The 14,236-nt window shown below is 43.4% G+C and carries 14 protein-coding genes; 4 read left to right on the top strand and 10 right to left on the bottom strand.

Annotated elements, in window-relative coordinates:
* Positions 1-4 precede the first annotated feature (4 nt).
* From HF638_RS06290 to HF638_RS06310, 5 genes are all read right to left on the bottom strand, one after another.
* Positions 5-1,117: a response regulator transcription factor gene (locus HF638_RS06290; protein WP_169479429.1), complete on the bottom strand. Its 1,113-nt coding sequence runs from the start codon at positions 1,115-1,117 to the stop codon at positions 5-7.
* 490 nt (positions 1,118-1,607) lie between these two features.
* A complete protein-coding gene (locus tag HF638_RS06295) occupies positions 1,608-3,302 on the bottom strand; it encodes an ABC transporter substrate-binding protein (protein WP_169479430.1) in 1,695 nt (564 codons plus the stop codon).
* Positions 3,303-3,575: 273 nt separating this feature from the next.
* Positions 3,576-3,851, bottom strand: a complete 276-nt coding sequence (locus HF638_RS06300; RefSeq protein WP_062834405.1) for a barstar family protein — start codon at positions 3,849-3,851, stop codon at positions 3,576-3,578.
* Between the two features lie 14 nt (positions 3,852-3,865).
* On the bottom strand, positions 3,866-4,300 hold the full coding sequence (locus HF638_RS06305) for a ribonuclease domain-containing protein (protein WP_169479431.1): 435 nt from the start codon (positions 4,298-4,300) through the stop codon (positions 3,866-3,868).
* 253 nt (positions 4,301-4,553) lie between these two features.
* Positions 4,554-5,315, bottom strand: a complete 762-nt coding sequence (locus tag HF638_RS06310) for an alpha/beta hydrolase (RefSeq protein ID WP_248278049.1) — start codon at positions 5,313-5,315, stop codon at positions 4,554-4,556.
* A gap of 138 nt (positions 5,316-5,453) precedes the next feature.
* Between HF638_RS06310 and HF638_RS06315 the strand changes: the two genes are divergently transcribed.
* The 3 genes from HF638_RS06315 (at position 5,454) to HF638_RS06325 (ending at position 8,363) form a co-directional block, all read left to right on the top strand.
* The gene (locus HF638_RS06315; protein ID WP_169479432.1) at positions 5,454-6,065 is read left to right on the top strand and encodes a TetR/AcrR family transcriptional regulator; all 612 of its coding nucleotides are present in this window, start codon (positions 5,454-5,456) and stop codon (positions 6,063-6,065) included.
* Positions 6,066-6,092: 27 nt separating this feature from the next.
* Positions 6,093-6,974, top strand: a complete 882-nt coding sequence (locus tag HF638_RS06320) for an AraC family transcriptional regulator (protein WP_169479433.1) — start codon at positions 6,093-6,095, stop codon at positions 6,972-6,974.
* A gap of 108 nt (positions 6,975-7,082) precedes the next feature.
* Entirely contained in the window at positions 7,083-8,363 is a 1,281-nt protein-coding gene (locus HF638_RS06325) for a glycoside hydrolase family 27 protein (protein ID WP_169479434.1), read from the top strand.
* 90 nt (positions 8,364-8,453) lie between these two features.
* Here the strand turns inward: HF638_RS06325 and HF638_RS06330 are convergent, their stop codons facing one another.
* The 3 genes from HF638_RS06330 to HF638_RS06340 all read right to left on the bottom strand — a co-directional run bounded on the left by HF638_RS06330 (position 8,454) and on the right by HF638_RS06340 (position 10,817).
* The gene (locus HF638_RS06330; RefSeq protein WP_169479435.1) at positions 8,454-8,810 is read right to left on the bottom strand and encodes a hypothetical protein; all 357 of its coding nucleotides are present in this window, start codon (positions 8,808-8,810) and stop codon (positions 8,454-8,456) included.
* A gap of 153 nt (positions 8,811-8,963) precedes the next feature.
* Positions 8,964-9,929: a hypothetical protein gene (locus tag HF638_RS06335; RefSeq protein WP_169479436.1), complete on the bottom strand. Its 966-nt coding sequence runs from the start codon at positions 9,927-9,929 to the stop codon at positions 8,964-8,966.
* Between the two features lie 69 nt (positions 9,930-9,998).
* On the bottom strand, positions 9,999-10,817 hold the full coding sequence (locus HF638_RS06340; RefSeq protein ID WP_169479437.1) for an NAD(P)H-binding protein: 819 nt from the start codon (positions 10,815-10,817) through the stop codon (positions 9,999-10,001).
* Between the two features lie 135 nt (positions 10,818-10,952).
* On the opposite strand from HF638_RS06340, the gene HF638_RS06345 reads away from it, so the two are divergent.
* Positions 10,953-11,771 (top strand): MerR family transcriptional regulator, encoded by an 819-nt coding sequence (locus tag HF638_RS06345; RefSeq protein WP_169479438.1) that lies wholly within the window; start codon positions 10,953-10,955, stop codon positions 11,769-11,771.
* Between the two features lie 88 nt (positions 11,772-11,859).
* On the opposite strand, the gene HF638_RS06350 is transcribed toward HF638_RS06345, so the two are convergent.
* Positions 11,860-12,588 (bottom strand): ATP-binding cassette domain-containing protein, encoded by a 729-nt coding sequence (locus HF638_RS06350; protein WP_169479439.1) that lies wholly within the window; start codon positions 12,586-12,588, stop codon positions 11,860-11,862.
* Complete coding sequence (locus HF638_RS06355) at positions 12,581-14,026, bottom strand: amino acid ABC transporter substrate-binding protein/permease (protein ID WP_169479440.1); 1,446 nt, start codon at positions 14,024-14,026, stop codon at positions 12,581-12,583. The genes HF638_RS06350 and HF638_RS06355 overlap by 8 nt, the downstream gene beginning before the upstream one ends.
* Positions 14,027-14,236: the final 210 nt, after the last annotated feature.

The following is a 14,236-nucleotide window of genomic DNA, read 5'->3' on the forward strand; positions in this document are numbered from 1 at the left end:
GTGATCACCCTTGGTTTTTGTTTTTATAGACGGATGGAAGCTCCCCCGTATGCGCTCTGAATTTTTGAGTAAAATACTCGGCATCATGATACCCTAGCTTGAATGCAATGTCAGTGATTTTCATGTTGGTACGTCGCAGAAGTTTACGTGCCTCCTCAACTCGAAGCTGGTGCACATAGTCGCTGAAACTGACTCCCATCTCCCGCTTGAACTGCTGGCCCAGATAGGCAGAATTAACATGAATGCGATTAGCCACATCTTGCAATTTAATTTTACTTCGGTAATGTTGCTTCAGTTCATAGACTGCTTCCGCAACAAGGCCCCCTGTACCCAACTTTTTCAGATCAGAATGGGATAGTTGCTCAGATATCCGAACACACAGCTTTTGCAATGTGCCGGAAGACCAACTTGCAGTCTCATGCCATTCCTTCTCGCATAATATTTCTCTGCAATCCTCCCTTTTGCCATATTTTCGTAGCAGCTCGCCATGGATATATCGGATGACATGGTGTATCCATTCCAATGAAACCTCTGCGTTCTCAGTCATCAGTTGCAATTTACTCATGGCATTATCGATCGGATCTGTGTCTCCCGCTTCAATTAATGTCAATATGTCTTTAGAAATATTCATCATTTGCTCTAAATCATATTCTTCGCTTATGCGTCGTTCATCAAGATGATCTACATGAGCATCATCTGTAAACATGACTTCATCCTGCTGTTTAAGCTCTTCTCTACGTTTGTCCAGAGGGTCAATCATTTCCATAAGAATTTGATGAATTTCCTCGGGGACAAGAGGTTTAAGCACATATTGATCGACCTGATACCGTATGGCTTGCTTGGCATAATTGAAATCGGAGTATCCTGTAACAATAACAATTTTCGAAGTGTAGGCGAGATCCTCTCGCAAGGTATGGATCAAACCCAGACCATCCATAACAGGCATTTGAATATCAGTGACCACAAGATCCGGTCCAACAGCATTGAATAAAGAAAGTGCTTCTTCTCCATCCGTTGCTGTTCCACAGAGTTCATACCCACAAGCTTGCCAGTCGATCATGGTTCTCCATCCTTCTAGCATAAACGGTTCATCATCCGCGACAATAACCTTGTACATTACCTCACCTGCCATTCCTCCGTGATCAGTTACATGAAACTCGTTTACATGGAATAGTAGATTCCAGTCGTTCTCGAACACGCTAAACAGCAGAACAACAGCAGGATTGTTGTCTGCTACATGCTTTAATCATATGATTCGGACAAATTTTGAGAACGTTCACATATGATTGAACAAATTATAACCCATTATCAGGTCCTTTCGGCTAGATTTTGATAATCCTCGAACAACATTTGAAGAATCACAACGTTCATGGTAAAATATAGGATTTTAATCACTATATCATTTCCACTGGAGTACGATGACACACAAAATGGAATACCTATAATTTTCGATGTAAACACTTTAATTTGTATACTGTTTCCAGGTTGCAAATCATAATAATACAAGTCATTCAGCTCTTGTGCTTCGGTAATTTCAAATAAAAGCAAAAAACATCGAGCCATGTAGGACGGCTCGATGTTTTCTTGTTCTTAATATGCGCTGCTAGTTAATTGATCTCTTTTCCCGTCCACAATCGAACGCGATCTTTAATCCACTCTGTATACTGCTGTTCCATGCCTACTGCACCTGCATTATCAAGTTCAGCAATCATATTGTCGTATATGCCTTCAAAGGCACTCGGAGAGGATGTAATCGCTTCGGCGATCCGTTTCTGAATAATATCCTGCGTTTTCTGGTACACCACATTATAATCTCCGCTATCGGATGGAATCGGCATATTGTAAGCTGCGCCCCACTCTTTCACCGGGAACTCCTCTTCGGAAGGGAACAAGTCCTTCCACGTGGTAATCCCATAGCCCTTCAATGCTTCTTTTTCCTCATCAGAATAACTTTGCTGAATCTGTTCTGGATAATTGGTTGTATAGTAGTTATCCGTTGAATCTTTAACACCATCACCGTAATGGGCACCAAAAATGTAGTACAAACCTACGCCGGTTTCTTTGGTAAATGTGTTATTGTCTTTGTTTTTACGTTCCTGCACATCTGCCGGGATGTTGCGAACACCGTCTTCCACGTTATATTGCTCGCCTTCAACGCCCCAGTTTCTCAATACTTGCCCTTCTTCAGAAGACATCCAATCCAGGAATTTGATGGCCCGGACAGGATCTTCACAATCGACCGTTATGCCAATGCCATAACCGTCAAAGCCGATATTCTGGAAGTCTTTGCGCTGAAAACTGTCATCCAGTGTTACCGGATAGAATCCGTAGGTCATGTCGTCTTTCCCGGCACTTTTCAGCGCATTTTCCGCATCACTGAATCCCCAGTTCGGATCAAGCAAAGAAAGCACGCGTCCGCTGGCGATTTTGGACTTATACTGGTCATCTTTTTGAACAAAACTGTCCTTGTCCAGCAAGCCTTCATTGTACATCTTGTTCAACCAACGGAAATATTCCTTTTCCTCTGGCCGTTTGTAATGTAGAACAGCTTCATATGTGTCAGGATCGATGAAATACTCGCCATCTCCGGGGCCACCCGTAGACATGGCAGCGGGGTCAGTCACCGTAATCATGCGTCTCCAACCATCCGCACTAAGTGTTAATGGAATCGTTGGCTGACCGTCTTCTGTTGTCGGATGCTTCTCGTAAAAGTCACGTAGCACATTTTCGAAATCGTTTAAGGTTTTGATCTCAGGATACCCGAGTTCCTTGACTACACGATGCTGAATGGCTGCGCCATTCGTGGCATCGAAGCTGACCTGATCGATTGCGCCGTTTGTCGGAATCCAATAAATTGAAGGATCATCATTGCTGTATTTCAACCGATTGAAGTGCTCCCCGTAGATTTTTTTCAGATTGGGTGCATGTTCTTCGATCAGATCTGTCAAATCAACCATTGCACCCGCATCAACGAGTCTGGTTAAGTTGCCTTTGGGGAAGATCAGATCCGGATAATCACCGCTGGCAGCCATCAGGGAAATACGGTCGTTGCCGCCTCCGCTCGAGATATCGAATTCTGCATCAATGCTTACACCGGTTTCTTCCGTAATTTTTTTCCCTACAGCATCTTGCATTTTGTTCCAGTTGGGACTTGCATCTGCGCCGAAAAAGCTAAATGTAATCGGACTGTTGGGATCACTGGTATTCGATTCGGAATTCTCTGCAGCATTTCCGCAACCAGCGGAAACTAGCACAACACTTGTTACGAGACAAGCTCCTAGCACTTTTGATACGGCTCTCATTATTTCTCTGCCCCCTAGATGTTGTTATTCGTGTTAACTAATCCAGAAAATAAGGATGGTTCACTTCGGAATAGTATACGCTTACATAACAAAGCGTTAACAAATGATTAAAATCCTGCCTACCCTATTCCATGCTTAAAGTATAAGGAAGTCTATTAATCCCAACCTTGATTATTAAGCCATGAAAATAGCATGATCTAGACATGAGTCTTAGTCAAACTGCATAAACCAAAAAAGCGATGGTTGCCCATCGCCTCATAACGCTAATACTTTTCAGTAATATAGTTCTAACGTAAATCCTTGGATTTCTGCTTCAACTTCCCGCAACAATTCCATGACTTGGTCAGCGTAATCTCCAAGAATCTCTTTGCTCTTCTCGAATCCGATCCATTGAAAAGTAAGCGGCATGCTTACAGCGCCAGTCAAGACATCCCATAGTGCGTCCAAATTGCCTCCATAGCTCTCATCTAACTCAAGCTGGTTTTGAAGACTTTGATGGAGCTCTTCCTTGCTGTGAAAATCGTTTCCGTTAATTTGAATGATACTCATAGCAATCCCTCCGTTTATTTTAACTGTTCAAATGACTTATAATGATCTGTCGTCTGGTAGATTAGACCATCATTCGAGTATAGGATTCGGTCGCTTCCGCGCCGTCCTCCTGCGTAATTTATATCGGCTTCGTACCAGGTCCGGCCTTTTTTATTGGGGAGTAATCCTTCCCGGTTCCTGAACACATCGCCACCGATGCTTTTGCCTGGAGCTACTTCACGTAAGTTCCCTTCACTTGGTTCCCATCCCAGATCCCTTGCCTCTTTCTTGGTAATGTAATTCGGTGGGAGTTCATTGTGCTCCGAAATATAGTCGGCAACCTCATCAAATCCCATATCCTCCGAAACTTGAGGCGAGCCGAGATCAAGCAGTGACTGTGAAGTACAACCCGAGAACAATAATGCGGCGGTGATGATCAATAATGTGTAAGCAAATTTTCTGAAAAACATAATCTTTTCTCCTTTTGATGTTCTTGCTCTTGCTGCTTCATTTTGCTGCTACTTCGATGACAATGCTTCTAATGTTAACGACTTGTGGTAATTAAAGCAATTATGAAAACCTATCATTGAGTTAAATTCAATCGATAACAGCAGTTAACTGCTCCATTGAGATCACACTCTCATCCTTCAACAAAAAAAGCCGCTAAAATAGCGACTTTCATCGTACCACGTAATTATCCATTCAACACATTCATTTAATAGTTTAATTGAATGTATCCATCCAGTTCTCCAGTGCCACAACAACCTCTTCCAACTGCTTATCTTCCGTAATGGCAGGCTGATTATCTCCTTTTTGCATGCCGTATGAGCCAAATTGACCGTGATTTCCTCCCTCAATACTCACATATGTCGTGTCTTCCGGAAGATTTGATTTGGAGTTCTCCCAGTCTTCTCTGTTAAGCACTCCGTCATCCGAGCCTGTAATTTGTAAGATAGACAAGTCCGTATTCTTCAAGCTACCTCCTTCATCTGCATAAGAAGCCAAGAAAAAGACGCCTTCCAACTTCTCATTGTACTCCGCAGCATACCGTGATGCGAATGACCCTCCCAATGAATGACCTCCAATAACAAACGCTTCGTTAGGATGTTCCTCAATAAAGGAATCAGCTTTGTTTTGACCGAAAATCGCCAGGTTTATCGGCATGTTCGCGATATATACACGGTGACCCTGTTCTGCCATTTCTCTGGCAAGTGGAGAATAACTTTCAGGTTCAACCAGACCGCCCGGATAAAAAATAATATTGGGTTCAGTTATCTCTGTACCCACGGGTTCAAACCGGTAACCGTCCTTAATCTTGGTGACATTAACCTGAGCATCACTTGTCATCGCCGTTTCAGCTCGTTCAGAAGGACTATACGTAACCGAATTGAGATATACGAAAACGCCGGCCACGATGATAACGATAGACAGGATCGTCCACATGATTATCTTTTTCCATTTGCTTGTACGTTGTGCTGTCTTCAACCCTAAAACCACCTTGTCATGAGGATATTGTTATGTCATTTTTTACTCTTCATAAATTATACTTACCGGTAAGTATAATTACAAGTGCTTTTGCTAACTATCGTTATTTGTCATAAAATATTCATGGAGGGAAGTCCAATGACAGAAAAATCACCCAAACGTTTGCCTGGAAGACCGAAACACGGCAACGACGATATCTCGATTCAGCAAACTATTATTCAAACCGCTTCAAAACTATTCATGGAGTATGGCTACGAAACGGTCACGCTTCAGCAAATTGGCAAAGCATGTAGCGTGTCAAAACCAACCATTTATTATCATTTCACCAGCAAACCAGAGCTTTTTAAAGTTGCCTTTAAAACGATGCTACACAATGTGAGCCGGTTAACCTCGCATATGCTTGATCAAGCCGAGAATCTGGAGTCGGGGCTTGTTCGTCTGGCAGAGGCCAGACTGGGAAATCCACATGCGGAGATTGAAACCATGCTGAGAGAAGCTGAGCCTTTTCTTGAACCAGTTCAAATTCAGGATATACGCAACGCGGAGCATCAGATTCACGAAGTGTTAGCCTCTCATTTCCAACGGGCAATGGATGAAAACAGGCTGCGAACGGACGATCCATTTTTCCTGGCAGAGACCTTCTCGACATTGATGTTAATGGGTAATCGGGAAGATAACCTGCATAAATATGGTTCCAACTTTTCTCTAGGCCAGAAGCTAGTAGATATTTTCATTCGCGGAGCGCAGTAAAAATTCAGGGCAACAAGGAGAGCTGACATGAATATCCCTAGAGGAACCTATGGGTTTCGATTCGCGGAAGACAAGGAGCTCCAACTGTGTGTACTGTATGCGGCTGGATGTGATTCAATAACCGATCCTTCTTATCATTGGGATGGACTCGAACGTTCGGACGGGCCTCTCCTGTTATTCCAATATACAATCTCGGGTGAAGGTGTATTTGAGTCGAATAATCGCATTCATCATGTTACCGCAGGACAAGCTTTTTTGGCAGAAATTCCAGGGCCACATCGCTATTACTACCATTCAGCATCAAAAGAGCCTTGGGAGTTTCTGTTCCTGCTGTTCAGGCCTACTCTTATTCTGCCCCATTGGCGAAAATTTCTTCGTGAAGCGGGAGAAGTTCCCTATCTTCCCGCTGATTGTACACCCATCCGACTGTTGCGGATGATCGTGACTGATGCGGCGGCAGGCAGAATCACTGATCCTCTGATCGCATCATCCAGCGTATATCAGTTCATGACAGAATTGACTCGATTACAGAAAACGACATTGCGCAACAGGGAGAATTGGTCTGAAAACATTCAAATAGCCGTTGAATACATAGAAAACAACTACTCCAAGATGATCAGTATCGATCACCTTGCGGAGCATGTTTCCCTTTCCAAATATCATTTTATACGTCGCTTTTCCTCCAGTACAGGCTTGACGCCAGGTGCTTATCTGACCCGTGTACGCACTGAGAAGGCGATGGAACTGCTGCGTGGAACTCCCCTTAGCATTGAAGTCATCGCCGAACAAGTCGGCTATTCCAGTGGAAGCTACTTTATCAAAGCCTTTCGCAGCATAACCGGGGTTACGCCAGGTGAATTTCGCAGTGGTGGAGAAAGTCTTGTATACCGTAAATTGTTCTTCGACTAACCGCAATATTTTGCTATTCCACACTCAACATTACTGTAGATATTAATAAAATCCTTTATTATGATGAATTGAGCGAGAGCAATAATTAATTCATAAAGGAGCATTCCCATGAACCATACGCTTGCAGCATCAACTCCACCGCTTGGCTGGAACAGCTGGGATTGTTACGGCGCAGCCGTTACGGAAGACGAAATTCGTGGCAACGCCGAGTACATGGCAGAACATCTTAAAGACTTCGGCTGGAGTTACATTACGGTTGATATTCAATGGTATGAGCCTTTGGCCAATTCTTCGCAATATCGTCCGTTCGTTCCACTAATCATGGATGAATATTCACGGCTTATGCCTGCTGAGAATCGGTTTCCCTCCGCTGCAAGTGGACAGGGATTTAAGCCATTAGCCGATTACGTTCATAGTCTTGGACTGCAATTCGGCATTCACATCATGCGCGGTATTCCACGTCAGGCTGCACATGCGGCTACTCCGATTCTGGGTACAACCGCCACTGCGCGCGATATTGCTCATCCGAACTCCATCTGTCCCTGGAATACGGATATGTACGGTGTTGATAGCTCAAAAGAAGGCGCACAGGCCTATTACGATTCGCTTTTTGAACTGTATGCACAATGGGGTGTTGACTTGGTGAAAGTGGACGATATTGCTGCTTCCAGGCTCTACGACACCCATCAGCCTGAGATCGAAATGATATCCAAAGCGATTGAGCGCTCCGGTCGGCCCATGGTACTAAGTCTCTCTCCTGGCCCTGCTCCGGTGGAATACTCCGAATTCTTAGCCGAACATGCCAACATGTGGCGTGTCACGGACGATTTCTGGGACCTCTGGCCACTGTTATTGGATATGTTCGACCGCTGCCGGACGTGGCAAGGTGTTCCCAAAGCAGGCTGCTGGCCAGACTGTGATATGTTGCCTTTGGGTCATATCGGTATCCGTTCTGTAGATGGTGGTGGAGCGGATCGCTGGACGCGGTTCACACCAGACGAGCAGCTGACGATGATGTCGCTGTGGAGCATCTTCCGTTCCCCTCTCATCTTCGGTGGTGAGTTGCGAGATAATGATGACTGGACACTGTCCCTGTTAACCAATCGTGAAGTTCTGCGAATGCATCGCGAGAGTTACGGCGCCAGAGAAGCTTTACGCAGAGAGGATCTTATTGTATGGACTGCCCAACATGCGGAGGGCTCCTCTTACGTCGCTGTATTCAACATAGGTGAGAATGCTCTCCCTGTGGATCTGTCTATAGATGAAATCGGCCTCTCGGACATTACCGAAGGTGTCGAATTGTGGAGCCAAGAAGCGGCCGAATTCAGAGAGAACTCCTTGGCTGCGACTGTGCCAGCACACGGTGCGCGTCTCTATCGGTTTTCCTAAGCTTGCAAAAGAAAAAGAGAGGTCTGTCGCTTGTTAGACAGACCTCTTGTTCATTTCATTTTCATCGTTAAGATGGATTGCATAAGCATTTCAGTATGTATCCATGGCTTGAACAGCCAGATGAAATGCTTTAATCCTTTTTTCCAGAAGAGTCTTTTGCGGGCTACCTTCTTTGGACTTGTCATACATGTTCTCAAGGGATGGAAACAATCCCATCAAGACAAGACGAGCTTCTGCGATATCTTCCTCCATGTAGGGATGAGATTTCTGATTCCATACCTTTTCCAACAGTGCTAGACCGATGTATAAAGCTTGGAGACGTTTCTGTAACAATGTCGTGTTATTCCTTTTCTGAGTCATATTCACTAAGGCATTTTCCGATTTGCGGATGGTTGATTGAAAGGCTTTTATGGATTCCTGTTGTTCTTCGTGTGTCACGTTTTCCATGGAGTACAGACCCCTCTTTTTCTCCGAAACTATTCCTTTTGAACAGTTGTAATCATTTCTCATCTTACAATATATCTTACGCCACTTAGAGAGATTGAACAATTAGAACAACAACTGGTGAGAAGCAGTCCCTTTGCAGCTAACATGAACCCCTTACTTAAACTCAACACCGTATTCTTTCAAGCGTGTCTCAATAATCTCTGCGGTAATGAATTTCTCGGGGAAGTACACCCCGGGTTTCAATTTCTGTACTAATAATTGCTCCATCACGATCGCTGCCCCAAGACCCACCAAATAGGCTTGTCCTTGAGGAGCCTCGATCTCGCGACGGATCGTTGTTGAGGTTCCATCTGCTTTTTCTCCGCGTAGTTCCGTTGTCACGGTATGTGAAGCGCTGTTTCCTGCTTTTGTTCCCGGAGAATCATCGTAGGTTAGCACGAAGCGTGCGGCCTTTGCTTCCGTAGCAAGCCCTAGACTTAGAATATCAACAACAGACGTAGCAGGTAGTTCTTGCTCCACACCTTCAGCAGCTTCCTGAGCAAGCTCCCATTTCCAAATTCCGTCTTTGACAACCATTGGGGCAAGGCTACTCGGGAAGAGATCCTCCATTTCCTCCATCGTTACGCCGCCTTCATCCGCCATATCATAATTAGCCACCATGCTGATGTTATCAATGGTTTTGAATTTTTTGGCATCTTCTATAGCCAAGATGATCGAAATTCCTGCCATCCAATGGCTGGCAAAAACAACCGGTGAAGCTTGCGGACCATATACATATGTCGCCATATCCTCTCCCATGACCGGAATGCTTCCTGTGATAGCCACAAACGGGATATGTTTATTTTGAGCGAATTTCTGTATATTAAATGTTTTATCTCTAAAGAATACACCGATAGAACTGAATTGCTCATGTGTTAGCCCCAGATCTTCTCTTGTTAGATCAATTGTAACTGCGCTGGCATTTCCGATTTCGTTAGCGATCTCTTCTGCTTTATTCAGATTACGACCACCGATGACAATGGGAAGATCAGGTAGCAGACTGCGCAGATGTCTAGTAACCCATTTACCTACAACGCCAGAACCACCGATAAGTAATACAGGTTTATTTATGTTATTCATAGATTTAAAACCTCCAAGTTAGTAGAATTTGAATCGGAATTAACAATCATTGAGTGCAGTACACTTCAATCAGTTGAAATATGATTTATTTTCGCTAACCCATTGGGCAAACGTTCTAGCTGGTTTTCCGGTTACTTCTTCGATAGTGGGTAGTACCGTATATACCTCTGCTGGCGGATTTTTGACCATTTCTATAATAAAATACTGAATGAACTCGTCGTCATACCCTTTTTCCTTCCATTCTTGTATCACTTGCTCTTCACTTAGTTCCATTAGCTCGATCGGTCTTTCAATAACTTCAGATATTTGCTGGACCATAGTCCGAATAGACAATGCTTCAGGCCCGGTCAAGTTGTATATTTTGCTGTTATGTTCTGTTTCAGTTAGAGCCTTAACAGCAACGCTGGCAATGTCTGCTTCATGAATTCGTGCACTTAAACTATTGGGAAAAGCATGACGTACGACACCTTCTTGTTTAATCGTCTCGTTCCATCCATAAAGGGCATTTTTCATAAATTCAACAGGTTTCAGGATGGTCCATTCCATCCCGCTCTGTTGAATGACTTCTTCGATTGGATTATTGTAAAAATCAATCAATGCCACGATTTTTTTAATATTTGCTTTCTTTGCCATTTGAATGATGGTTTTGTTCAGTTCAAACTTGGTATCCGATTGGTCACTTTGCGTAATCAAAAATAAGCTATCCACACCCTGAAGATGAGGTTCGACAGTTTCAGGTTTGTCTAGATCGCCAAGGGCTGCGAGTGCACCCTCAGGTAAGTTCCCTTCTTTTCTGGATAATGTCTTCACCGCTATTCCCTTTTCCAATAACTGCTCAACAATATGTCCTCCAACACTACCTGTTGCGCCTGTAACTAATACTCTCATTGATAAATCCTCCTGATTCTTTATTTTCAATCGACATCACTTTTGGATTAACTTTGATCGTTCCTCTCGTTTGTTAAACTTAAGGTACTTCGTTACAATAAAGTATGGTGTAACACCATAGTCAAGGAGGGTCTTATGAATCATTCTCTAACTCATCTGTCTTCCGGACAATTTGCTAAATTGATGGGGGTCAGCAAAGATACTCTTTTTCACTATGACCGATTGGGCATTCTTTCTCCGGAGATTAAAGCTGATAATGGATACAGGTACTACTCAATGAATCAGATGGATGTCTTCAAAGTAATTACGATCCTCAAAGAATTAGATATGCCTCTAAAGGAAATAAGAGTGTATCTGGATCGAAGATCCCCAGAGGAACTCATCACTTTACTTGAAAAAGAAGAACAACTGCTGGATGTAAAGATTGAAAAACTGAATAAAATGAAAAAGGTAATCTCAGAGAAAAAACAAATCACTGCTTCTGCGCTGAAAATTAATCCTGCCTACATCGGTTTAAAAGATATGTCACAGGAAGCCTTGGTTATTACCGAGGCCGATCCATACACCAATGATGAAAGCTTCTATGAATCGATGCTTAAGCATGATAAGTACTTAGATATCCATAATCTGGATGCATCTCATACTGTGGGCTGGATGCGAGATACCAAAGCAGTTTTAGCCAATGAAGCGTTCAATTACGATTATCTGTATACCCGAATTAGTAAAGATTCGACAGATGCCAATTTCATAAAAGAGAACGGTACTTATTTGATTGCCTATCATACAGATGGGTATTCCAGTGTGGAGAAAACCTATGATCGAATGCTAAAACACTGTGAACGTGAGGGTTTAAAACTTCTTGGATTTTTTTATGAGGATGTTCTGTTAGATGATCTTTCGGTGAGAGGTTATGAGCAATATACGATTAAGATTTCGGTTCGCATTTCAAAGTAAGAAGTGATGCCGTTAAATAAATACAACAAAAAAAGCCGCTTAAATAGCGACTTTCAATGTAATAACTGTATAGATTATTGATTCAGTGCTAGAGTACCTTTTCCAAAAAGCTGATCGTCCGCTCATTCTTCGGATTTCCAAATATCTCTGCGGGAGTTCCCTGCTCGACAATGTAACCACCGTCCATGAAGATCACGCGATCAGCTACTTCACGCGCAAAACCCATCTCATGGGTAACGATCATCATCGTCATACCTTCGCTCGCGAGGTCTTTCATTACGCCAAGTACTTCCCCTACCATCTCAGGGTCCAGCGCTGAAGTCGGTTCATCAAATAACATGACGTCCGGATTCATGGCAAGTGCACGAGCGATCGCTACACGTTGCTTTTGTCCACCCGACAGTTGCGTTGGGAAGCTCTCTGCTTTATCAGACAGACCCACCCGCTCAAGTAATTTGAGTGCTGTATCACGCGCCTGCTGTGCATTTAATATCCCGAGTTCTCTGGGCGCAAACATGATGTTCTTAAGTACATTAAAATGAGGGAACAAGTTAAAATGTTGAAACACCATTCCAATATTTTCACGTGCCTTGTTCAAGTTCGTTTTAGGGTCATTCAGATCCTGATCATCCACGATAACTCGGCCTGCCGTAATATCATCTAATTGGTTGATGCAGCGCAAGAAAGTACTTTTCCCTGAACCGGAAGGCCCGATGACACAGACGACTTCACCTTCGTTGACCGCCACATCAATTCCCTTGAGAACCTGATTCGAGCCGAAACTTTTCTTCAAACCTTCAACTTTAATTTTAGCCACGACGAACCTTCACCTCCAGATAATCAGCGATTTTGGTCAATGTGATGATAACAATCAGGTACATAATCGCAACCGTTAACCAAATGTCGAAAGAGGAGAACGTTCTTGCAATAACAATTTTACCCGATTGTGTCAACTCTACGAGACCAATGACGGATAAGATTGACGTATCCTTCAACGTAATAACCATCTGGTTAATGAAGGAAGGAATCATAACACGTACTGCTTGCGGAATGACGATCTTAATCATCGCTTTGCGATAAGGAAGTCCCAATGAACGGGCAGCCTCCATCTGTCCACGATCAATCGATTGAATACCGCCACGAATAATCTCGGTGACGTACGCTCCTGCATTCAGACTAAGTGTCAGAATGGCTGCCAAGAACAATGGCATCGTGAAGCCCAAAGCCTGTGGTATCCCGAAATAAATAAAGAATGCCAGGACAATCAGCGGAATGCCGCGGAAGATATCCACAAATACGGTGGCAACACCACGAAGGAATTTGTTCTGTCCTACCTTCATAAATCCGAAAATCAGACCGATGATAAACGCGAAGAACAGAGACACTATCGTGTACAAAAGCGTATTTCCCAACCCTTTAAACAGGGCAGGAAGAGATTTCTGAATGAGCTCCCAACGACCTTGATTTGCGACCTGGGCATTCTCTCCAACATATTCTTCAATAATGCGCTTGTATTCACCGTTAGCTTTGATATTTACAAGACCAGCATTGAACATCTCCAGCAGTTCCTGATTTTTACCCTTACTTACTGCAAATCCATAGGAAGCCCCGTCCTCTTTGTCGGTAACGATTTTTAATCCATTATTTTGTTTTACCCCATATCTTAGAACGGGTTCATCTTCAAAACAGGCCACCGAATTACCGGTCTTCACATCATCATACATTTGATATGATTCATCGAATGGAACAATGGTAAAGCCATATTCTGAGGCGATGGACTCAGCAAAACTGTACCCCTCTGTTCCCGTTTTTACAGCGACCTTTTTACCACGAAGATCTTCGTAACTTTTTATGGTGTCATTATTGGCACTAATTCCCATAACAACGCCTGAATCATAATATGGCTCTGAGAAGTCAAATTTTGCTTTTCTCTCATCCGTAATACTCATGCCTGCGATCACACCATCGACCTGATTGGCCTCAAGTGCCTGCACAGCCGCGTTAAATCCCAGAGCTTTGATTTGATACTTGAAATTTTGGTCTTTGGCGATGGCATCCAGCAAATCCATATCGATACCTACAAAATCACCATTCTCATCTTCATATTCAAATGGTGCGAATGTGATATCGGTTCCGATAATATAGGTTTTACCGGAATCGGATGCTGCGGCGGCGTTCCCCACCCATCCTGATAGACCGCTCACCAGGAGCAGCATCAGTGAAAGTATAAAAAATGAGATCTTCGTTGTTTTCATGTGTCCTCCCCGTCTCGGTATTGTCCGAATAATCATTATTTTCTTTGGAATCGGTATTACGGTTATGCTTTTTGTCGATCTTCTGCCCATTTGATTGTTATTATTTACTGTATATTAACAATCAATGCTTTGCCTTTCCACTTGCAACATTTTCCTCCATCATTTTTTTCCAACCAGTAAAAGTCCTTTTAATACTTACCCTTTAGGTAA

The organism is Paenibacillus sp. SZ31, from assembly GCF_012912005.1.
Taxonomy (GTDB): Bacteria; Bacillota; Bacilli; order Paenibacillales; family Paenibacillaceae; genus Paenibacillus.